The organism is Pseudoalteromonas sp. TB51, assembly GCF_000498055.1.
Taxonomy (GTDB): Bacteria; Pseudomonadota; Gammaproteobacteria; order Enterobacterales; family Alteromonadaceae; genus Pseudoalteromonas; species Pseudoalteromonas atlantica.
Window position 1 is genome coordinate 1 of the sequence record NZ_AUTO01000132.1, and the last position, 23,384, is coordinate 23,384.

The window sequence follows — 23,384 nt, forward strand, 5'->3', positions numbered from 1 at the left end:
TGGCTTACCAACCCATTGACTATGCCGCCAATATTTTACGGCTCATACCTTGTAGGTACGCTTGTTTTAAATCAACCAGAGCAGCATTTTGCATTTGAAGCCAGTTGGGCATGGTTCTTAGAAAGCCTTTCTACCATCGGACCTGCATTTTTAATTGGCTCACTGGTATGCGCTTCTGTTGCCGCAATTATTGCTTATTTAGGTATTGATATTATTTGGCGACGCTCTGTGCGCAAAGCCTGGTTAGCGCGAAATACTAATACGTAATAAAGCCAACTATTAAAGTGCTCAAATAGAATGACTTATTGAAGCAAATTGAGATAACTAATTAACGCCAAGCACTTTATTATAGACGAAAAAAAACCAACTTTTATAAGTTGGTTTTTTTATGAAAAGCAAAAAGCTTAAAATCTAAATACTCTGCGTAAGCCCACTAGCGGCAATAATAACAGTGTGTACCAAGGGAAGCTTGCTGAGCTTCTTTCATAGAGCTCTTCTTCTATTGGTGTACAGTCTTCTACTTCACCATCAATAGGTGTTAGTTTTACTGCAACAGCAACACTTTCGTACTCAATATTACCTTCAATATCGGTTTCTACATTACCAAAGGTATCGCGCTTTTCAACGGTTTTGGTAGCTACACCAAAAATTTCATTGTCTTCATTAATGACTTTCGCTTCAGCCATTGTGTAGGCGTAGTCTGTTTCACCATCTGTTTCGTAACAAGGTAGTAAATCGTTTAAGTTGGTAATTTTATCGTCACCAATTTTATATATAAACGCTTCTTTACGACGGCTGTTTTCAGATGTACCCACCTCGCCTTCACCAACAACATAACCTTGGTTATTAATATCATTACCATAAGCGCTTGAGCTATTAAAGTAACCGGTAGGGAAAACGGTATTGCCAGTACTTATATCATGATAGAAAAACTGATCACGGATCGTGGTTTCAATACGCTTTGATGCATAACCAACAATTACATCGTTGTCATTGACAGCAAGCGCTTTACCAGAAAGCCAATCATCTTCTTGGTCTATAAAATTAAACACGTCACCATTTTTAAAATAAACAGGCATTGTTAAAATAGTGTCGTCATTTTTATAGTAACGAGCATTTGAAGAGCCCACCACTGTGCCATTATTATTTAGCGCAAGAGCGGTACTTGTAAAAGCAAAGTCATCATCTTCTTCTGGCGTTAAGGCAAGGCCAAGTATTTCAGTAGAAGTGATATTAAATGCTTCATCAAGCTCCCATTTTACCGCGCGCTCATCAAATACGCCGGTGGTTACACTTGAATTTAATAATTCCACACAGGTATTGGTTGGCTCGTCTTCGTTATCACAGTTATCTTCAATATTATCAAGTCTGTCTTCAGGAATACCTATTGAAACATAACCAACAACAGTGTACCCGTCATTTGTTTTAACAATATCGTTAGCACGGCTAGTNCCGCCGTAATCGTCAAAGTCTGGAACTAACTCAACCTTTTGCGTTCCATCTTCAGAAATAACTATTCCGCGCTCAATAAAGTCATGGGTAAACCATGTTTCTTCTTCATCTTCATCATCTGGCGTAAATAAAACTTTATCATATGGAGCTGCACTCCAACCAACGCTCACGCCATCTTCGCTTACCGCATTATAAAAGTTACTAACCGAACGCGTTAAACCATCGTAATCTACCGACTCTTCATCAAACAGTATTTGCTCAGTCGCTATGCCATCGTCAAACTTAATACCAACTACCGAGCTTAATTTTTGGTACTCGTAATCCGTTGGTCTGCCAGCTAAAAAACTAACCATAAATGAATGCGCATCGGCGTTATTAAAAACCGCATCGTTATTTTCTATATCATCAAGTGTAAAAGTAATTTCTTTATCACTTAGCTCAAAGTTGTACTCTTCACTATCGTACGCATTTTCAATAACGCTTTCGGTAAAGTCGATATAGCTAATATCGATTGGTAAATTATACAATCCGTTGGCAGTACCAATAATGTGCCCGCTTTCGCTTACGTCAGTCACGTAAGAATGTTTAGCGCCGTCAAGAGTACCTAGTTCTGTTAATTCATAGGTTGCACTTAATGCAGATGTACTCAATGTCGCTAAAATACTGGCAGCGAGTAATTTATATTTCATTTTAATCCTTACTACTGATTCTGTAATTCTTCAAGTTCTTCCCAGCGCTCAAACGCGGCTTCAAGGTCAGACTCAAGTTTTGCTAAATGGTTCAATGCATTAGTGGTTACGTCGCTATCTTGTTTGAAAAAGTCAGGATCGCTCACTACAGCTTGCTGCGCTTCTACAGCGGCTTCAAGTTGTTCCATTTTATTGGGTAGTTGCTCTAATTCAAGTTTTAATTTGTAAGAAAGCTTAGTGCTTTTGTTTTCAGGCTTTGTCGCGGCTACAGGCGCAGGTTTAACGTCTTTTTTTGGTGCTTGTTGCTGTTTTTCCTGCTCGGCTAAATAGCTTAAATAAGCTTGGTAATCGGTGTAACCCCCTACCATATCAGTTATTTTGCCATCACCTTCAAACGCCCATACACTACTACACGTATTATCAATAAATTCACGGTCATGGCTTACTATAAGCACAGTACCCTGATACTGATTAATAATTTCTTCGAGTAACTCTAATGTTTCAATATCCAAGTCATTGGTTGGCTCATCGAGTACTAAAATATTTGAGGGTTTTAAAAATAGTTTTGCAAGTAAAAGCCTGTTTTTCTCACCACCAGAGAGTGCTTTTACAGGTGTACGCGCACGTGCTGGTGGAAACAAAAAGTCTTGCAGGTAACCAAGTACATGACGAGAACGCCCGCCCATCATTACCTCTTGTTTACCCTCGGCAACGTTATCTTGAACAGTGGCCTCTTCATCAAGCTTTTGCCTATATTGGTCAAAGTAAGCAAATTCTAAATTAACACCTTGTTTAACATGGCCGCTATCGGCTTCTAAATCACCAAACAGCAGTTTAAGCAAGGTAGTTTTACCAATACCATTTGGGCCAACTAAGCCAATTCGGTCACCGCGCATAACAAGGGTAGAAAAATCATTAGCAATCACTTTATCTTTAAATGCATGACTAAGGTGTTTTGCCTCAAACACTAGCTTGCCCGATCTGTCAGCCGTTTCAATATTAAAATCGGTTTTACCTACTTGCTCTACACGGGCTTTGCGCTCAACACGTAACTGTTTAAGTTCACGTACACGGCCTTCGTTACGAGTACGACGGGCTTTAACACCTTGGCGTATCCAGGCCTCTTCCTCTGCTAAACGTTTATCAAAGAGTGCATTTTGTGATTCTTCTACTTTTAAGTCATGCGCTTTTTGTTCAAGGTAGGTCGCGTAATCGCCAGGGTAAGAGATAAGTTTACCGCGGTCTAAATCTAAAATACGCGTTGCAACAGCACGGATAAACGCACGGTCATGCGATATAAATACAATACCGCCTTTAAATTCTTTTAAAAACTGCTCTAGCCATTTAACACTGTCTACGTCTAAATGGTTTGTTGGCTCATCAAGTAACAATAAGTCAGGCTCACTCACAAGAGCACGTGCTAAAGCAACTTTACGCAACCAACCACCTGAGAGCGATTCTAATTTAGCATCTGGGCTAAGCTCTAAACGCGTGAGTACTAATTGAATACGCGAATCAAAACGCCAACCGTCACACGCTTCTAAATCGTTAGATAAACGCTCAAGCTTATTTAGCAGTTTGTCGGTACAATCGGTTTGTAACTGCGTGCTCACATGATGATAATCAATCAGCAAGTTAGCAATATCAGGCATGCCCTGTGCTACATAGTCGAATACTGAGCCATTTGCTCCTTTAGGAGGATCTTGCTCTAAGCGAGATATTTTGATCCCGCCAAGCTGGTTAATTTCACCATCATCTAAAATAACTTGGCCATCTAGTACTTTTAAAAGTGTAGATTTACCCGCCCCATTTCGCCCTACAATACAGACGCGCTCACCGCTTTCTATCACTGCATCAGCATCATCAAGTAATGGGTGCGTACCATAAGCTAACTGCGCTTTTTGTATTCTAATTAAATCCATAAATACTGCTCTTTTATTCTTGCGCTAAAAATTCATGCACTGTTTGTGCATCAAACGGCCAATACAAATGGTGGCCGCTTTTGCTCTCAAATACGGGAATACTTAACTGAAAACGCGCTATTAGCTGCTCATCAGTGAGTATATCAATTAATTTAAGCTCACTACTTTTATCCAAAACCGATAATAAAACCTGCTCGGCTTGCTCACATAAATGACAGCCATCGGTGTGGTATAAAACATAATTAGCCATGGGTAATTAACCAACTGTTGTGTATTTTTTTATTACGTTTGAAATCAGGTGATAACGTTTTTTCTGAAATATTTTCAGCTTTTAACCCTAAGCCCATCAAACCTACTTCATCCATTACAAAACCACGTTTGTTATTAGAAAAAATTAATGTACCCGACGGACTCAAGATTTTTTTAACCCAAGTAAGTAATTTTATATGATCGGTTTGCACATCAAACGCGTCTTTCATTCGTTTAGAATTAGAAAACGTAGGCGGGTCTAAAAAGATTAAATCGTATTGGCCTTGTGCGTATTCTAGCCATTTTAAACAATCAGCTTGCTCAAAACGGTAGCGAGTATTGCTAATATCATTTAGCGCAAAGTTATCTTGGCCCCACTTAAGGTAGGTTTTTGATAAATCAACGGTGGTAATTGCTTTTGCCCCCCCTAATGCCGCGTGCACAGAGGCTGTACCTGTGTAGGCAAATAAGTTTAAAAAGCGTTTGTCTTTTGCATTTTGCTGAATATAACGACGCGCTAAACGATGATCTAAAAATAGCCCTGTATCGAGGTAATCAAACAAGTTTACTTTAAACTTAGCGCCAAATTCTTCCACCACCATAGTACGGTTTTGTTTAGCCATTGGGGTGTACTGCTCTTCCCCTTTTTGTTTTTTACGCACTTTAACGGCAATGTTTTCAGGCGCTATGTTTAGCTGCTGTGCAGTTAAGCTAATCACATCTTGAAGACGCTTTTCTGATGTTTTTTCGTCAATTTCTTTAGGTGCTGCGTATTCAAAAATAACAGCAGAGTCGCCGTAAATATCAACCGCTACATTGTATTCAGGAATATCAGCATCGTATACGCGATAAGCTTGTACTTCGTTTTGTTTAAGCCAATTTTTCAGGCCTTGTTTGTTCTTTTTCAAACGATTTGCAAACGACATTGAGCCTTCAAAATTAAGAGCCGGTTTGTCATCGCTTGTCAGGCTTACCTGTTTATCATCTAACTGATATAAATTTAGTTCTACATCTAATGGGCCGTTTTTAAATTTATAACGCTTTTGTTTAACCAGTTTTAACAGCTTAAATAGGCTTTCATCCATGCCTAATAACGCAAGCTTCCAATGATTAAAGTGCTTTTTAAAACCCACGCCCATGCTGCGGTGTAGATTTACCAGCTCAGCCATAGAGCCAATACGCTCGCCGTACGGTAAGTTAGAAATAACCACCCCGGGTAATTTAGCAACAGAGGTAAGCTTAGTTGCATCACTTTGCTTAAACTTAATAACATTACCCAGCTCTGCACGCTCGGCATTGGCAATGGCTTTATCAAGAACTTGCGCATCGTAATCGTGGCCAATTAACCACAATTTAGGATCGGTAATTTGTGCAATTAATTCTTCACGCAGTTGTTTAAATTTTGCCGCTCTAAAACTAGGTAAACGCTCAAAAGCAAACCCTTCTCTAAATAAACCAGGTGCTTCGTTACGCGCCATGCCCGCCGCTTCTATTAAAATAGTGCCGGCACCACAACATGGGTCAAATAAAGGTTGATTTACATTTTCAAGCCAACCACTGCGTTTAATAATCGCGGCCGCTAAGTGCTCTTTAATTGGGGCTTTACCTTGGCCTTGGCGATAACCGCGCTCAGATAAACGAGGACCCGAGTAATCAATATACAAAGCCACACCGTGGCGGTTTAAACGCGCCACAACACGCACATTGGCATCTTGCTTATCTACATTTGGGCGTTGTTCGTATAAATCGTTAAAGTAGTCAACAATTGCATCTTTAATTACCAAACCTGAAAACTGGGTATTTTTTAAAGAGTCGTTGGTACCATTAAAATCAACGGCAAATGTTTGTGTAGGGCCAAACCATTCTTGCCATGGCTGAAAACGAGCAAATTTATACAGGCTATCTTTATCATTAACGCCTTCTTTTTCTTCAATAAGCATCAGCACACGTGTTGCATAACGAGTTGATAGACAAACCTTTTGCGCCAATGTTGAATCTGCCTCAAAGCGAACAGAACCCACAGTTTGTTTAGACACGACGGCGCCTAATTCTGTTAGTTCATCAACAAGTAAATTTTCGATTCCGATAGAAGTAAGTGCGATAAATTGCAAAGTAATAACCCTTAATAGCTAATTGCGCAGGATTATAACATAGGTTGGCTGACAAACACTTGATAAACGCAGCTCGATTTGTAAATTTGCTAAGCTGATTTAGTGTGATATTGCTCAAGTAATAGCGGGTGAACACGATTGTTTAAAACGCGGATAACTTCAAACTGTTCAAGGGACAAATTATCATCAAGTTTGAATGTTTCGTTAAGGTTTAGGCAAATTGAAGCATCAGGGCAATGTTCAACAATTAAAAACTCACCGGTTTGCGCTTTTGAGGTAAGTTTAACGATGGCTTCTGTACTTGGCTGGGTGCCAGTGTACTCTTCAAAAAACCAACTTTTAGCCAGTACCGGTTTTAAATGAAATTTTACAGCGGTGGCATTGAGCGCAATTTGGCAAATTTGTGCAGGCTTATACAGTTCAAAACCATCTAAGTAATTGTATACCTGTTCATAAAAAGCAGCATCTTCTAAGCTAAAACGCGGGTTTTTAAATACACAGTCGGTGAGTTGTCTTAATTTATACGGTGTGCATAGTTGCATATCGTCATTTAAATCAAGTAGTAAGCGGTTTTTATTTGCACATGCAATCCACTGCCATTGTTTTGTTGCTTGTAACATTTGCCTCCTCCTTGTTTAAAATTTATTTTTTATTAAGACATTAATATTAGATTATAACGGCTTTTGACCATTTTTAAAACATTTGTTTAGAACATTTATTGAACGATCAAAAGCTTACATAACTGATCCTTATAAGGAATCAACGATCGATTTTACCAATTGTGGCCCTTTGTAGATGAACCCAGTATAAACCTGCACTAAATTTGCGCCTGCATTTAGCTTTTCTTGAGCAGATTGCGCATCATCAATACCGCCTACACCAATAATTGGTAATTTACCTTGTGTTAAACGTTTAAGTTCGCTAACAACGTGTGTAGAGCGCTCTCTTACTGGGCTGCCAGATAAACCACCCGCCTCATCGGCGTATTGCTGACCCATTACTGCACTACGTTCAAGCGTAGTATTTGTTGCGATTGCGCCATCAATTTTATTAGTTAATAGTGACTCACTAACCTGCTCAATTTGGATTTGATCAAGATCTGGCGCTATTTTAACCAGCATAGGTACTTGCTTATTATGCTTGGCAATTAAATCAAGCTGTTCATTCTTTAAACTTTGCAGTAAATCATCTAACGCGGCGCCATATTGTAAATCGCGCAGCCCTGGAGTATTTGGAGATGAAATATTGACCGTAATATACGAAGCATGCTCGAACACTTTACGCATACAATGAATGTAGTCGTCTTTCCCTTGCTCATTTGGGGTATCTTTATTTTTACCAATATTAATACCTAAAATACCGGTGTACTTGGCATTTTTTACGTTATTAACTAAATTATCGACCCCTTTATTATTAAAGCCCATTCGGTTAATAATGGCATTTGACTGCGGTAATCTAAAAATGCGCGGCTTATCATTACCTGCTTGCGGGCGCGGGGTAACCGTGCCAACTTCTACAAAACCAAAGCCCATTTGGCTAAAGGCATCAATACACTCAGCGTTTTTATCTAAACCTGCAGCCAAACCCACAGGGTTTTTAAACTCAAGGCCTAAAAAATTAACGGGTTTGTTTTGTAGTTGTTGTGACCAAGCTGTGTTTAAAGGGGTGTGTGCAAAACGGCGTAAATTATTAAGCGCAAACTCATGTGCCCATTCAGCATCTCGGGTGAACATAAAACGGCGGGCTAAATCGTAAAACATGAATTGTTCCTCTTTAAATTACAGACAAAAAAATACCTCAGACTAGGCTGAGGTATTGTATAACAATTTTAACAATTAACTGATTATTTACTGAATAAATAACCAATTAAAGCTAAATTATTTTCCTGATGTATCACAGTTATGGCTTAACAACATTAATTCGCGCAGTGCAACTGAGAACTTAGCAAAGTCGTGACTTTGCGAGGTTTTAAATTCAGCTAACATTTGCTTCCAACGCTGTAGCAGCAGATCTTGGCTGGCCATCCACTGATCGATTTGATTATCAACATCGTTTTCGTCACCTTCAAAGCTGTTTAGCACAACATGAGAAAGCGTACGTTGTTGCCAATCAAGCTCTTCACGGTACGACGCACGGGCAAGTGCTTGCCAATGGTTAGAAACAGGCTGGTTAGTAATTTGATCTAAGAACCAGTGTAAGCCCATACGCGAGCCAAGTTTAAAGTAGGTATTAGATACCATCGCCACACTGCGGCCTGAATTATGCGCTATTTCAGCAATATCCATTACAGAGAACAGGCTAGAAAGGTCAATAATACGCTTAGCAATTTGCTTAGGTACACCTTTTTCAACTAGCTCATTTGCTTTACCAGTTAAACATTCGTGTTCTTTGTCTTGCATGTACGTATTTAAGTTTTCGCTTAAATCTTTAAACGTTGGTGCAAAGAACTCGATAGCTTGTTCAATTGTTTGTGCCTTATTACGATGACGTAAGAACCAGCGTGTTGCACGACGAACAGTACGACGTAATTGGTACAGCATTTCGGTTTGAACCGCTGCTGGGATTTTATTATCAAGCGCGCTGATTGATGACCAGGTTTCACGCATTTCAAAAATCTCACTCGCAATTGAGTAGCACATTGCGATTTCAGCTTCGTTAGCACCGGTCTCTTCGTTCATGCGTACCATGAAGTTTAAGCCCATGTCATTAACGATATTGTTAGCCAGTTTTGTTGCAATAATTTCTTTGCGCAGTGGGTGATTATCCATCGCGTCGTTAAATTTTTCACGCAGTGGACGCGGGAAAGACTTAACTAGTAGCTGACGGTAGTACGGGTTTTCAGTAATTTCATCTGTTACTAAAGACTCTTTAAGCACCATTTTAGCGTACGAAACTAATACTGAAAGCTCTGGACGTGTTAGGTCTTTACCTGCTGCAGCGCGCTCTGCCAACTCTTCATCCGTTGGTAAAAACTCAATTGCACGGTTTAGCTTGCCTTCTTTTTCAAGGGCATGAATAAAGCGGATCTTCTCTTTAAGAGTTGATGCACCTTTAGACTGTGTAATCGACAATGTATGTGTTTGACGGTAACAATCTTTAAGTACAAGCTCAGACACTTCGTCGGTCATAGAGTAAAGTAACTCATCACGTTGTTTACGTGTTAAATCACCTTCCGAAACTAAGCCGTTAAGTAAAATTTTAATATTTACTTCGTTATCTGAACACGCAACACCGCCTACGTTATCAATAAAGTCGGTATTTACACGCCCGCCTTTAGCTGCAAACTCGATACGCCCTAATTGGGTTGCACCTAAGTTACCCCCCTCACCTAATATTTTAGCGCCAAGGTCTTTACCGTTTATGCGCAGCGCATCGTTTGCACGATCCCCTACATCAGCGTCTGTTTCGTGGCTGTTTTTAATGTAAGTACCAATGCCACCGTTCCACAGTAAATCAAATTCCATCATTAATGAGGCTTTGATCAACTCATTCGGTGTCATGCTTGCTTTTTTAGTACCAAGCATTTTTTTCATTTCTGGGCTTAAAGAAATCGATTTAGCTGCGCGCGAGAAAATCCCACCGCCCGCTGAAATCAGATCTTTATTGTAATCTTCCCATGATGAACGAGGCAGGTTAAACAAGCGCTCACGCTCTGGGTAAGAGGTCGCTGCATCTGGTGTAGGGTCTACAAATATGTGCATATGGTTAAACGCGACTTGTAAGCGAATGTGCTTAGACAATAACATGCCGTTACCAAATACGTCGCCAGCCATATCACCAATAGCAACCACAGTGAAATCGGTAGTTTGACAGTCAATATCCATTTCACGGAAATGACGTTTAACAGACTCCCACGCACCTTTTGCTGTTATGCCCATTTTCTTATGGTCATAACCTACTGAACCACCTGATGCAAACGCATCACCTAGCCAGAAGTTGTATTCGTTAGCAATACCGTTAGCAATATCAGAGAAAGTAGCTGTACCTTTATCGGCTGNTGCAACTACTAGGTATGGGTCGTCTTCATCGTGACGCGTTACATTAGCTGGCGGTACAATTTCACCACGCTCAATGTTATCGGTAATGTCTAATAAACCACGAATGAAAATCTTGTAACACTCTTGACCTTCTTTAATAAAGGCTTCGCGTTCACTCGGTAGCTGCTTACATACAAAACCACCTTTAGAACCTACCGGAACAATTACGGTGTTTTTAACTTGTTGTGCTTTTACTAAGCCCAGTACCTCAGTACGGAAATCTTCACGACGGTCTGACCAACGAAGGCCACCACGAGCAACTTTACCCCCACGTAAATGCACACCTTCTACACGCGGAGAGTATACAAAAATCTCAAATGCTGGCAGCGGAAGCGGCATATCAGGAATTAAGCTAGGCTGTACTTTAAACGACACGTAAGATTTAAACTGACCTGTTTCATCTTTTTGGAAGTAGTTAGTACGCAGTGTTGCCACAATCATATCTACGTATAAACGTATAATACGGTCATCATCAAGGTTCGCTACGTTTTCAAGCTCTAAGTAAATTTGTGCACTTAATTTTTCAAGTGTTTTAGGGCTTGCAGGGCTTTTTACTGAGAATTTTTTAGCAAATAAGTTAACTATTTGCGCAGCAATATGCGGGTAATTTGCAAACGTGCTCTCAATGTAGGTCTGTGAGAAAGTAACCCCAATTTGGCGCATGTATTTTGCATAGGCACGTAATATAGAGGCTTCACGACCTGTTAAACCACCCATTAATACTAAGCGGTTAAAGCCGTCGTTTTCAAGGCGGTTGCCCCATACATTAGTTAATGCAGCGCGAAAACGAGCAGAAATCTTATCAAAGTCGGCCATTCCTTTGCTGTCAATCAGCATAGAGAAGTCCATGATCCAATTGATACGACCATCACTTGTTTTAACAGAATATGGCGTTTCACCTACAACGCGTAAACCAAAGTTTTCTAGCATTGGCATAACATCAGATAAGTGAATTGGCTCATCTTTATGGAACAAGCTTAGGCGTACAATATTGCTGTTAGCTTCTTCTTGCGGACGGTAGAACAACATTTCTAGCTTGTTCTCGTCGTTTAACAATTCTAGTTTTTCAATATCTACAACCGCAGCACTCGGTAGTACTTCATCTTTGTAAGAGCGTGCAAACGCGTTGCAATATTTACGATTTAGCTCATTACCGCGGGCTTCCCCTGCTGACTCTAACAGTGCAGATTGTAATTTATCTTCCCATGTACGAGCAGCTTCTACTAAGTTGTTTTCGATGTCTTTCACGTTATATTCGATATTGTTATCGGTCACACGAACGGTGTAATGTGTACGCGCCAGTGTTGACTCAGAGAAATAGGTAGTAAATTCGACTTTTTCGTCAGAATTAAAGGCGTTAGCTAAAATGTCTTGTGTTTCTCGGCGCAGCGCTGTGTTATATCGCTCACGCGGAACGTACACCATGCAAGAGAAGAAACGTCCGTAGGCGTCTTTACGCACAAACAAGCGACACATGTCACGCTCTTGAATTTGTAAAACACCCATTGCTACTTCGAGTAACTCGCTCTCGCGAGCTTGAACTAATTCATCACGTGGGTACGTTTCTAAAATATTCAGTACCGCTTTGTATGCATGGGTGCCTTTAGCAAAGTCACACATATCCATGATGCGGTTAATTTTAGTTTTTAGAACAGGCACATCTGCTGCGCTGTTGTTGTAAAAGCTTGATGAAAATAGGCCGATAAAACGGTCTTCACCAACCACATTGCCTTCATCATCAAAGCGTTTAATACCAACGTAATCTATATAGGCTGGGCGATGAACGCGCGATACAGAGTTCGTTTTTGTTAATACTAATAAGTTACTACTAAGGGCTTCTTGGCGAGCAAATTCTGGTAATTCAGATAATAAACGTGTGTGCTCATCGGTTGAATTTTTCATCAGGCCGAGGCTTGTGTCCATTTTACCTTTTAACTGGTAATCACCTTGTACAGGGGTAAGTTCGTACTCGCGATAACCCATTAGAGTAAAGTTATCTTTAGCCAGCCAATCTAAAAACTCTACGGCTTCAGATACTTCGTTTTTATTTTTATTGTGCTTACGTTTTGGTACTTCTTTAGTAACAGAGACTAATTTTTCGCGAATTGGCTGCCAATCATCTACCGCTATAGAAACATCAACCAATACTGATTCGAGCTCTTTTTTGAAAGAAGCAATAACAGATGCATCGGTTTGGCGGTCAATCTCAATAAAGAACACTGTTTTAGTAGAGGTTGATTCTTGCTCTGCTTTTAAATTTGATAAACCAGAAATTTTAGCGTTATTGTCACGCTGAATTTTTAGTGGGCAGTGAAGTAATAAGTGAGAAGCTATATTTTCACGGGTCATAGCCATACGAACAGAATCTACTAAAAATGGCATATCTTTAGCAATAATTTCTACAATTGTATGTGATGACTGCCAGCCATCTTTTGCTACTTCAGGGTTGAAAACGCGAATTACTGCGTCGTCCGTGGTGTTTTTTTCTAGTGCATTCCAAAGGCTGAGTGCAGCACCGTATAGGTCACTATCATTGCGATTTGCCAAATCCTCTTTAGACATATTGCTGTACAAGGCTTTGGCGAATTTCTCAACGAGTAACACATTATCAGCGTGAACTTTTTTCTGGATAAGCTTACAGACATTATCTAGGATAACCGAGGCTTGGCCTTCATTTCGTGTCATTGTATGTTCCTTAATCTATTACTGCTTTTAGTTAAGCAGAATATTTGTACAGCCATTTATTAGCGTGGAGTCAGTTAAATTCTAACCCTTTTAGCGCTAATAAACAGCCTTTTCGATGAAAACATTTTAAGCATTTCAGCTATTTGGTCATCTATTCACAAAATATAGATATAAATGACCATTACAGGTCATTTAGGAGCACAATTATTCACTTTATTTTTTCTGGTCGGTCCACAGCAGACTACCAATTGCGGGTAATAGCAGTACCGCACCTAACATATTTACTAAAAACATGAAGGTAAGCAGTATTCCCATATCTACTTGAAACTTAAGATCAGAGAATATCCACGTACTCACACCTATCGCAAGGGTAATACCGGTAAACAATACAGCACTGCCACGCTCAACAAGTGCATTACGGTACGCCACGCTCAGCGGTACGTTTTGCTTAAGTTGGCCCATCATCGAAGAAAGTATATAAATACCGTAATCCACACCAATACCTACACCTAAGGCTATAACAGGTAAAGTAGATACCGTTAAGCCAATTTCTAATTGCACCATAAGTGCTTGTGCAAGAGTTGATACAATATACAGAGGTAATACCACTGCGATTGTCGCTTTTACGCTCTTAAAGCTTAACAAACACAAAATAATAACTGCGCCGTAAACGTAAAGCATCATCGGAATTTGCGCCGCAGAAACAGACTCGTTTGTTGCCGCCATAACCCCTACAGGCCCAGACGCTAACTTAAAGGCTAACTTGTCTGTGCCTTCTTCTTGTGCAAATTGCTTAACACGTTGAATAACGGTATCGATTGTATTTGCTTTGTGATCATCTAAAAATATAATCACCGGCATGACTGAGCAATCGCCATTGAGTAATCCTGTGCTTGTTTCTACACGGGCTGTTGATTGCACTAAGCTGGCTGAATTACGCGGCAAGCTTTGCCATTTTAAGTTACCTTCGTTGTAACCTGCGTTAACCGACTGCGCCACAGAGCTTAAACTAACCGCCGATTGTACGCCTGGCACGTTTTCTACCTTGTACTGAAAACGGCTAATGCGCGCCATTACATCGTGCTCTGTACACGCCGCAGGGTAAGCCTCAACAATCACTTTTAAAATATCCGACGAAATAGTGTATTTGTCCGATATTAAAAAAGTATCTTGATTGTAGCGAGCATCTTGATGCAGCGAAGGTGCACCTGCATGTAAATCACCAATTCGCATTTTATCTGCTTGCCAGTAACCTAAGGCAAATAACACCAGGGTAAAACCAATAATCATTTTTGCGGTTTTAGGCTCTGTGGCTTTTACTAATAAATCGCGTATCGCATCTAGCATATTTGGCTTTTGCGCATCGCCTGATTGAATATGCACAGTGTTGGCAAAATTCATATACGAGGCCCACACTGGCAATAAAATTAAATTAGTAAATATAATAACCGCAACACCTAAACTTGCTGTGATTGCAAGTTCACGAATAATACCTATATCAATAGTCAGCAGGGTTAAAAAGCCCACCGTGTCTGAAAGCAGCGCAATACCACCAGGTACAAGTAATGCTCTAAAGCTTGATTGACAACAAATGCGGGTACTTTTGCCCTCACCTACTTTTTTACCAATGGCGTTGATCATCTGCACGCCGTGGCTTACACCAATCGCAAATACTAAAAACGGCACCAATATAGACATAGGGTCGAGTCCAAAGCCTAAACTCGACAGCAAACCCATTTGCCAGATTACGGCAATAATTGAACACGCTATAGGTAAAATGGTGAGCTTTAAACTGCAACAAAATAGCCATACCATAATAAAGGTAAAACCAATGGCAATAGCAAAAAATAGCACAACGCCTTTTGCTCCTTGAGCAATATCGCCGGCCATTTTGGCAAATCCAATAATATGAATACTGACTTTATCTGTACTTAAAGGCTCTCTTACTTGCGTTTCTAACTTATCTGCGAATGCGAGTGTATCTAGCTTTTGCTGAGTTTGCGGGTCGGTTTCGAGTAGTTGCGCGGTCACCATGGCACATGAGTAATCGCTGGCAATCATTCGTCCTACTACTTTTGCTTTTTCAATGTTTTCTTTAACTACCGCTAAACCTTTTTGGTCAGCTTTAAAGTTTGCAGGAATAATTGGGCCGCCAGCAAAACCATCTTCAACCACTTCGACAAAGCGCGCACTGGGCGCAAAAATAGAGTTAACTAATGGGCGGTTTACACCAGGAATAAAATACAGTTGATCGTGTACTGCTTTTAATTGGGTGAAAAATTCGGGGTTAAAAATGTTGCCACTGTCATCACACACCGAAATTAAAATGCTATTTGCGCCACCAAATTGTTTTTCGTGTTTGGTGTACACTTTCATGTATTCATGATTTAGCGGAATATTTTTGTTAAACGAGGCGTCTAGTTCAATGTGAGTGGCTTTATAGCCTAAAAAGCATGTGATTAGCGTAAAAGCGATCAACATGATAGTACGGTGTCTAAACACCGCCTTTTCTAAAAAATCTAAAAACGTATGCATTAAGGGTTCAACTCCTTCACTTTAATGCCATCTTCTGTTGCCATGACTAATTTATTATTAATTATTACGCCATCAAGAATAGCTTTACCATCGGGGCGTTGTTCATGTGTAAGTAAGCCGTCATTTAAATGAAAGATCACACCACTATTTGCCAGCAGTAACCAATGCTCATTATTATAATTTATAATGTTATTAACCGTGGCCGTTTTAACATTTTCAAAATGCTGCCATTGTTGTTCATTTTTATTTTTAGCAAATACATTTCCTCTGAGCCCTGCCACAATTTCTTGCTGCGGATCTGATGCTACCGCAAAAAAAGAACCTGGGTAAATTTCATCAAGGCGTTGCCATGTTTGGCCATTATCACTGCTTTTGGCCATTAACCCCATTTCACCGACTAACATCAAACCACTGTCTGTTTTTTCAATACGGTTAAAATGAGGCAGTATAGATGCTGTTTCGGCCTCGTAGCCTTGAGGATCATTTTCTTTTAAATCATTCAAATACTCTCTGTCTTCACTAAACAGTAAAGAATCTAAAAAGCGTTTATGCCAGTGCTTGCCGCCGTCACTGGTTTGATAAAACATGCCATAAGCGCCCACAGCAAAACCATTTGAGTCATCTTCAAAGTAAATATCTAAACACGGCTTATCAAGCTCTGGCTTTGCTTGTTGTAATTGCCAATTTAAACCACCATCGGTGGTATTAATTATTGTGGCATCGTGCCCGCACGCCCACCCGTGGGTTTCATTAGAAAAATCGACAGCCGTTAACAATACCTGTGTAGGGACGCTTTGCGCTTGCTGCCATTGCTCAGCGTTTTTGCTTGTTATTACCGTACCGTGCTTACCTACAGCCACTAAACCTGCACCTGTATTGGTAATATCAGTTAGTAGGGTTTTATTTGCGTTGATTGCGCTAATAGCATACTGAGGTGCATCTTGTGCAATACTCGCACCGCTTATGATCAGGCTGGCATATACCAAATACTTCATAAATTTTAATCGCCTTGAACTGAAGAATTGTTTGTCTGTTTGCTGAGGAAAATCCTGCGTGTCGTATAGACAAACGCGATGAGAAAGAAAAAAGCAGCTAACGGGCTGTTAGCTGCATATTACGTTGTTATCTACCTTCACGGCGTAATGCGCTTGAAGTAAATTCGTTATCGTTAAACGACTCTGAAAAGTCGTACATTTTTTCTTGATTATCTAAACCAATAGCTAAGTAACGGCGCGAATTTAAATCATGGTACACTTCTAAGGTACTCCACTGCGTAGGTACTTCGTAGTAGTTTAAGCCATATGCCATTGCTACACGATAAAGCTGGTCGCGATTATCATAAATATCGGTCACTTGTACTTGCCAGCTATCTTCATCAATATAAAACACGCGTTTTTTATAAATATGGCGTGTATCATCTTTTAAGTTAGCTTCAACAACCCATACACGGTGCTTTTCATAACGCGTATGCTCTGGGTTAATGTGGCCTGGTTTTAAAATATCGTCGTACTCTAGTTTATCACTGTGTAACTTGTAGCTATTGTACGGAATATATAGTTCTTGCTTACCTTTTAACGTCCAGTTGTAACGGTTAGGTGAGCCATTAAACATATCAAAATCATCGGTAGTACGTAAGCTATCTGCGGCTGTACCTGGAGCGTCATATGCAACATTTGGTGCACGACGAACACGACGCTGACCTGAGTTATATGTCCACGCTTGGCGAGGCGTTAAAATTTGATCCATGGTTTCGTGTACAAGTAGCGCTGTACCGGCAAGGCGTGCTGGCTCTGTCACCTTTTGCTTAAATTTAAACAAAATGTTTGAGTCTTGAAGCTCTGCAGGGGTCGCTTTAGGATCTGAATATTTAACCAATAGTTGTTCATCAAAGCCTACATAGTTATACGAACCCGATGCGGTGGGTGCAGCTTGTCCACCAAAACGCTCTATTGATTGTCCACGATAGCGTAATAAGTGATTCCAAATAGCTTCTAAGCCAGATTTAGGAATAGGAAATGGAATACCAATTGCGGTATTTTTTATTCCGTTGCCACCTTCAATAAGCTCAGCCGTTGCAGCAAACTCTTTTGTTGCATCGTATACAAACTGTGGGTAAGACGCAGAGCGGCGCGTTTCATAAACAGGCATTTTAAACGTATCTGGGTATGCTTCAAATAAAGCAATTTGGCCAGGGCTTAAATTAGCTTTGTACTTATCAAGGTTTGTTTTATCAATGGTAAACAACACTTTGTCCGCAGAATACGGGTCTAAATGGTGCATGCCTGGCTCATAACCTTCTGGTGCAGATGTAATACCGCCATTCCACGCTGGAATTGACCCATCAGCATTGGCTGCTTTTTCTGCGCCAAATGGCGTTAAGTCTTGTCCTAAACGTGCAACTTCTTCAGCGCTCATTTTTGCCATTGCCGCTGAACTTAAAAACATGCTACACAAAGCGGTAGCGATGAGGGTAGGTTTTTTAATCATACTAATATTACCCCTAAATAGAATATTTTAAATTGAAAGAAACGTAGTCACGATCTGAGAAAGTATTGATATCGCCACCACCCCAAAATGAGTTGTAGCTCACATCAAGTGACCATGCATTTTGGTAATTAAAGTTCATCGTTACACCCAACGATTTACGGTCTTCAATAAACAAGAACATAGGATCAGGTGTGTTACCGTTTACATCATGAGAAAATACAAATCGTGGAGAGAAGTTAATGCCATTGTAAAGGTTAAAGTAATCACCTTTAGCAATTAGGCGGTAACCCCAAGATGATGCCGTTGCAAACGACTTTTCTTCTGGGCCATTAGAAAGGCCTAGTTGTAATGTTGTGTAGTCAGTAGTGCCTGGGCCTGTGATCACACCACTTCGACCTGTACCCGACACATTTAAACGCATTTCGTCGTAATCAGGCATATCATGAATTTTCACAGCACCTACTTCACCTACTACAGCCCAGCTATCAGCACCTAATGACGGGCCAAATAAATGTGTTGCAGTAAACTGAATTTGTGATGTGTCGCGTTCAATATAACCTTGCGCAACTTCACCTGCCGCTACAGAGCTAATCGCATCACCAAAACTCATTTGCGAAATACCCGCAAAGTCTGGGCGAATACCGGCAAGCGCCAATTGTTCAGGCATGGCGGTATAAAGTAGCTCTACATCGTCTATTTGTAACGGTTCGTCTTTACGAAATGCAAACTCACCAGCAAACGCGGTTTCACCAATTGTGGTGTTAAAGCTTAAACCGTAAAGTTTAATATCTTCTGGGTAATCATTTTCTGCTTTTGAAAACGCAACTAAATCTGCCACGTTGTCATCTGTAATTTCTGTTGTTGCAATCATCGCTAGATCTTGTGCGATGGCAGCTTGAGAAAAGTTAGAAACACGACCAGAAATTAGCGGACGTCGACTATGGTAGTTAACGTGGTATAACGCCACTTCTGTGTCGTTCCACTCTGGTAAAAATACACCTAAACGTAGACCATATTGGCCGCCGTCATCTGGCTCTGTTTTACCGTTATCGCCTTTACCTTTAAGCGCAACTTTAGTTGGATGAGCTAAATACATGTTTGCAAGCAGGGCTTGGCCTTCAGCACTTGTTGGGTCAATACCCTGTGCAGCGGCTACCTGAGCAAAATTAGTATAAAGGTTATTAAGGCTGTCGGTTAAAAAGGCCATATCAATGTCAGGGTTTGAAGTAAAACCTAACTGTACATTTTGCTGATAGCCGTTTTCTGCTGCAAAGTCATTGGTAGAAAAATAAGTACCCGCAGCCGGTAGGCGTGTTTCATGCCATTGGTACTGATAAAAACCTTCTAAAGTAATATTTTCAGTGATCCCTAATGACGCCCAAAGCATACCTACAGGAATAAATGCTTCTTTAAGCTCAGCACCAGGCGCTTTTAAGCGGTCAATATCGACCGGGTTTACGTTAATACCATGAGAGATAAGTGTACTCTCACCCCAGTTAACTACTTGTTGACCAAGGCGAATTGACAGCGGGTTATTGCCATCGTTTAAGTCAAAATTTGCCCAAACGTAAGCATCTAATAAACGGATGTCGGCACAGCTTTGCTCTTTTGTGTCTTCATCATCACATGGATCTACGCCTTGTCCTGAGGTTGGGTTAACGTAGGCTCTATCACCATCCATTAACTCAAAATCGTAAAAGTACATAAAACGTGTGAATAAGCCGTAGTTATCTTTGCTAATTGAAAGGTCGTGTGTTCCTTTCAATAATTTTGAAAACGAATCACCGCTATCAAAATTAAGATTACCTGCATCGCCATTATTAGAGTAAGAGCCTGGTTGAGCCCAAACATCTTGAGAAGAATAAATTGTATTTAATGAAGGATTATACCCAGTCCAATCAAATGCAGGATTATTGCTTTTACCAATAATGTCGAAATCTCTGTCTTCAACACGGACGCTTTGACCATAGGAAAAAGTTGAGTCGAAGGTGACATCAAAGCCCCCTACCTCAAAATTTGCTGCATTCGCTGCTGCAGATAAACCTAAGCTTGCGGCTGCTAAACCTATAGCTATTTTGTTTTTAACAAAAAGCGATCTTCTTATCATTGTGTATCCCCCCTGTCGTGGGTAATTATGTGTGATCAAGTTATTGTTTTTAGTGTAATCTTAACGATAGAAGCGATTATAAAAAATTACAAATGGTCGCGTTCAATCAATTATTATATTTTTTGAGCTGACGTTTACGTATTGGTAAGACGTCATACCAGATAATTTATACACGTAAATTAACAATAGAACAAATTGAAATTAACAAAAAGATAATATTTTTATGTATCTATAACATAAAAACAGCAGGTTAGGCGATACGTTCGAGGCGAATAAATTTATTCTCGGGGGTAAGTAAAAGTCTAAAACGCCCCCTTATTCCTATAGATGAAATGTAAGGGCGTAAGTGCGAGGCGGCAAAACGTATTGTTTTACCGTTATCCTCAACCACTTGTACTGAGCTAAAACGACCATGGTAGTAGTCCATGCATTTGTTATAGCTCAGGTGTAAAGAAAAGTAATACTCAATCATTTAATTAAGCGCTTTTTCAACCTTTTCATATAAATCAGCACTTAATCCTTCAAGGTTTGCTAAGCGTTGCAACTGTGCTTTCATTGCTTGAGCACGGGTGGTGTCAAAGCGTTTCCACGACATGAAAGGCGTTAACATTCTAGAGGCATTTTGCGGATTAATCGCGTTTAGCTTAATAAGTAAATCACCTAATAATGCATAGCCTTCACCATCTTTTCGGTGAAATTGTGCGGTATTAAAATGACTAAAGCTACCCACTAATGCGCGTACACGATTTGGGTTTGAAAAATCAAAGCTAGGATGCGAGTACAACGCTTTTATATTCTCAATAGCATCATCACCAGATTGCATAGCCTGCAGCGCAAACCATTTGTCCATAACTAAAACATCATGACGCCACTGGCTATCAAAGTGATCTAACAACGTTGTTCTTAATGGGTGTGATGCTTTTACTACCGCACTTAATGAGGCTAAAACATTGGTCATATTCGGTGAATCTGCCGATTCTTTAATAAAGCGGTCAACTTGCTCAGAAGGTATTTTAGCTAAGTAATGTAAACAAACACCTTTAAGCGCTCTTATAGCCACTGCATCTGCATTTATACTGCCATCATCTACTAACGAGCTGTAACAATGTAAAAGCTCATCAAATAATTGCTCGGCAATCTGTTGCTCAAACAACCTTGTGATCGTAATGATTTCGTCAACAGGAATTATGTCAAACTCAGCGGCAAAGGTGTCAAAGCTTGGCAGTTTTATAAGCTCTGCTACCAGTGCTAAATCGCCACTTTGTGCGCTTATTAACACACGTAGTGCATTAATAACGTTTTCACTTAGTGTTGCGTGTTCAGGTGCTTTGACTGCTTGCTTAACCGCATTAATAAATAACTGCTGCTGCGCATCCCAACGCGAAAAATCGCTGCGCGCATAACGCATAATATGCAGTAAATCAGGTTCTGAATTTTGCTGGCTTAAAATACAGGGCGCTGAAAAATCTTCAAGTAGTACAGCCACTGGGCGAGCAGGTATTTGATCAAAGTAAAACGTTTGCGTTGGCGCAGTTACGTTAAGCACGTGGTCGCGTTTTTCACCTTGATAAGTAAGTGCAATACTTTGCCCTTTTTCATCTAATAATTCGATGGCAAATGGAATATGAAGGCTCTTATTATCTGGCTGATTTAGCGGAGCTGATTGCTCAATTGTTAAAGTATAAAGTTGCTTATCGTGATCATAGTGCTGTGTTGCATTTAATCGTGGTGTACCAGATTGGCTATACCAACGCTTAAATTGCGTTAAATCTATGCCTGAAGCATCACTCATTGCAGCAACAAAATCATCACAGGTAACCGCTTGGCCATCATGGCGTTCAAAGTAAAGCTGCATCCCTTTTTGAAAGTTAACCTCACCTAACAGGGTGTGCATCATTCTGATAACTTCAGCCCCTTTATCGTACACCGTTACGGTATAAAAGTTATTCATTTCGATAACTTTTTCAGGGCGAATTGGGTGCGCCATTGGCCCCGCATCTTCACTAAACTGATGTGTGCGCATTACTTTAACAGCATCAATGCGGTTAAGTGCGCGTGAGCCTAAATCGCTACTAAATTCTTGGTCTCTAAATACTGTGAGCCCTTCTTTTAACGATAGCTGAAACCAATCTCTACAGGTAACACGGTTACCCGTCCAGTTATGAAAATACTCATGACCAACAATCGACTCTATCGTGTGATAATCTTTATCGGTGGCGGTTTCTTGGTTAGCCAATACGCATTTACTATTAAATACATTTAACCCTTTGTTTTCCATTGCTCCCATATTGAAAAAATCTACGGCAACAATCATGTAAATATCTAAGTCATATTCTAGGTTAAAGCGTGTTTCATCCCAATGCATGGCTTTTTTTAATGAGTTAATTGCATGTGTTGTTTTAGATAAATTGCCTTTATCAACAAATAACGCAAGCTCAATTTCGCGCCCACTTTTTGTTGTGTAAGTGTCTTTTAGTACATCAAAATCACCCGCTACTAATGCAAATAAGTAACTTGGCTTTTTAAATGGGTCTTGCCATTTAGCAAAATGGCGGCCATCAGCTGTTTCACCGCTGTCAATTTGGTTACCATTTGACAGTAAATGCTTAAAGCTTTTATCAGCAATAATCGTCACATCGTAAGTGCTTAGCACGTCAGGGCGGTCTAAAAAGTAGGTTATTTTTCTAAAACCTTGCGCTTCACATTGCGTACAATACGCTCCACCAGATAAATACAAGCCTTCTAAAGAGGTATTTGTATCAGGAGAAATTTCAGTAACAATTTTAAGCTGGCATGTGTGAGGTAAATCATTAATGATTAGGTGCTCACCTTCAATCTTATAATTAGTATAAGCAATATTGTCTACTTGCAGCTCCACTAATTGTAAGTCTATGCCATCTAACACAAGCGCTGAATTTTGATTTGTTGTTCTTTTAAGTGTTAGTAGCGCCGTCACTTTTGTATTTAGTGGTTGTAAGTCAAAAGTGAGTTCAGTGTGCTCTATAGAAAAATTAGGCGCAGTGTAGTCTTTTAAGTATTGCGCTTTTGGCTTTGCTGAAACAGTCATAGTTACTCCAACTAAAGCTCCTTAAAAAAGGAGCTATTTAGAT

General features: G+C 40.1%; 14 protein-coding genes. 1 reads left to right on the plus strand and 13 read right to left on the minus strand.

Annotation, left to right across the window (positions count from 1 at the left end):
* Positions 1 to 267, plus strand: a 267-nt coding sequence (locus L650_RS0106790; protein WP_029772625.1) for a DUF2062 domain-containing protein, incomplete at its 5' end; no start/stop codon positions are given.
* Between the two features lie 137 nt (positions 268 to 404).
* Here the strand turns inward: L650_RS0106790 and L650_RS0106795 are convergent.
* The 13 genes from L650_RS0106795 to pepN all read right to left on the minus strand — a co-directional run bounded on the left by L650_RS0106795 (position 405) and on the right by pepN (position 23,341).
* Positions 405 to 2,141, minus strand: coding sequence for a DUF3466 family protein (locus L650_RS0106795; RefSeq protein WP_029772626.1), 1,737 nt, complete (start codon positions 2,139 to 2,141; stop codon positions 405 to 407).
* Positions 2,142 to 2,152: 11 nt separating this feature from the next.
* Positions 2,153 to 4,063, minus strand: a complete 1,911-nt coding sequence (locus L650_RS0106800) for an ABC transporter ATP-binding protein (RefSeq protein WP_029772627.1) — start codon at positions 4,061 to 4,063, stop codon at positions 2,153 to 2,155.
* Positions 4,064 to 4,076: 13 nt separating this feature from the next.
* Positions 4,077 to 4,313: a glutaredoxin family protein gene (locus tag L650_RS0106805; protein ID WP_024033535.1), complete on the minus strand. Its 237-nt coding sequence runs from the start codon at positions 4,311 to 4,313 to the stop codon at positions 4,077 to 4,079.
* Complete coding sequence (gene rlmKL / locus L650_RS0106810; RefSeq protein WP_029772628.1) at positions 4,306 to 6,423, minus strand: bifunctional 23S rRNA (guanine(2069)-N(7))-methyltransferase RlmK/23S rRNA (guanine(2445)-N(2))-methyltransferase RlmL; 2,118 nt, start codon at positions 6,421 to 6,423, stop codon at positions 4,306 to 4,308. Before rlmKL ends, L650_RS0106805 begins: the two co-directional genes overlap by 8 nt.
* 89 nt (positions 6,424 to 6,512) lie before the next feature.
* On the minus strand, positions 6,513 to 7,043 hold the full coding sequence (locus L650_RS0106815; RefSeq protein WP_029772629.1) for a cell division protein ZapC: 531 nt from the start codon (positions 7,041 to 7,043) through the stop codon (positions 6,513 to 6,515).
* 129 nt (positions 7,044 to 7,172) lie between these two features.
* Entirely contained in the window at positions 7,173 to 8,183 is a 1,011-nt protein-coding gene (gene pyrD, locus L650_RS0106820; RefSeq protein WP_029772630.1) for a quinone-dependent dihydroorotate dehydrogenase, read from the minus strand.
* A gap of 117 nt (positions 8,184 to 8,300) precedes the next feature.
* Positions 8,301 to 13,145 (minus strand): NAD-glutamate dehydrogenase, encoded by a 4,845-nt coding sequence (locus L650_RS0106825; RefSeq protein ID WP_029772631.1) that lies wholly within the window; start codon positions 13,143 to 13,145, stop codon positions 8,301 to 8,303.
* Positions 13,146 to 13,358: 213 nt separating this feature from the next.
* Positions 13,359 to 15,680: an efflux RND transporter permease subunit gene (locus L650_RS0106830; protein WP_029772632.1), complete on the minus strand. Its 2,322-nt coding sequence runs from the start codon at positions 15,678 to 15,680 to the stop codon at positions 13,359 to 13,361.
* Positions 15,680 to 16,675 carry a WD40/YVTN/BNR-like repeat-containing protein gene (locus tag L650_RS0106835; RefSeq protein WP_029772633.1) on the minus strand — a complete coding sequence of 332 codons (996 nt, stop codon included), beginning with the start codon at positions 16,673 to 16,675 and terminating at the stop codon, positions 15,680 to 15,682. Before L650_RS0106835 ends, L650_RS0106830 begins: the two co-directional genes overlap by 1 nt.
* Before the next feature lie 127 nt (positions 16,676 to 16,802).
* On the minus strand, positions 16,803 to 18,167 hold the full coding sequence (locus L650_RS0106840) for a DUF1329 domain-containing protein (protein WP_024033529.1): 1,365 nt from the start codon (positions 18,165 to 18,167) through the stop codon (positions 16,803 to 16,805).
* 13 nt (positions 18,168 to 18,180) lie between these two features.
* Positions 18,181 to 20,274: a DUF1302 domain-containing protein gene (locus L650_RS0106845; RefSeq protein ID WP_029772634.1), complete on the minus strand. Its 2,094-nt coding sequence runs from the start codon at positions 20,272 to 20,274 to the stop codon at positions 18,181 to 18,183.
* Between the two features lie 250 nt (positions 20,275 to 20,524).
* Positions 20,525 to 20,746, minus strand: a complete 222-nt coding sequence (locus tag L650_RS0106850) for a DUF2835 domain-containing protein (RefSeq protein WP_024033528.1) — start codon at positions 20,744 to 20,746, stop codon at positions 20,525 to 20,527.
* A complete protein-coding gene (pepN, locus tag L650_RS0106855; RefSeq protein ID WP_029772636.1) occupies positions 20,747 to 23,341 on the minus strand; it encodes an aminopeptidase N in 2,595 nt (864 codons plus the stop codon). It lies immediately after the preceding gene.
* Positions 23,342 to 23,384: the final 43 nt, after the last annotated feature.

Bases quoted from the DNA above. Each gene is read 5' to 3' on its own strand.
- pepN (WP_029772636.1), bottom strand. From the start codon at position 23,341: ATGACTGTTTCAGCAAAGCCAAAAGCGCAATACTTAAAAGACTACACT.
- L650_RS0106805 (WP_024033535.1), bottom strand. From the start codon at position 4,313: ATGGCTAATTATGTTTTATACCACACCGATGGCTGTCATTTATGTGAG.
- L650_RS0106815 (WP_029772629.1), bottom strand. From the start codon at position 7,043: ATGTTACAAGCAACAAAACAATGGCAGTGGATTGCATGTGCAAATAAA.
- L650_RS0106850 (WP_024033528.1), bottom strand. From the start codon at position 20,746: ATGATTGAGTATTACTTTTCTTTACACCTGAGCTATAACAAATGCATG.
- L650_RS0106800 (WP_029772627.1), bottom strand. From the start codon at position 4,063: ATGGATTTAATTAGAATACAAAAAGCGCAGTTAGCTTATGGTACGCAC.
- pyrD (WP_029772630.1), bottom strand. From the start codon at position 8,183: ATGTTTTACGATTTAGCCCGCCGTTTTATGTTCACCCGAGATGCTGAA.
- L650_RS0106835 (WP_029772633.1), bottom strand. From the start codon at position 16,675: ATGAAGTATTTGGTATATGCCAGCCTGATCATAAGCGGTGCGAGTATT.
- L650_RS0106830 (WP_029772632.1), bottom strand. From the start codon at position 15,680: ATGCATACGTTTTTAGATTTTTTAGAAAAGGCGGTGTTTAGACACCGT.
- L650_RS0106845 (WP_029772634.1), bottom strand. From the start codon at position 20,274: ATGATAAGAAGATCGCTTTTTGTTAAAAACAAAATAGCTATAGGTTTA.
- L650_RS0106840 (WP_024033529.1), bottom strand. From the start codon at position 18,167: ATGATTAAAAAACCTACCCTCATCGCTACCGCTTTGTGTAGCATGTTT.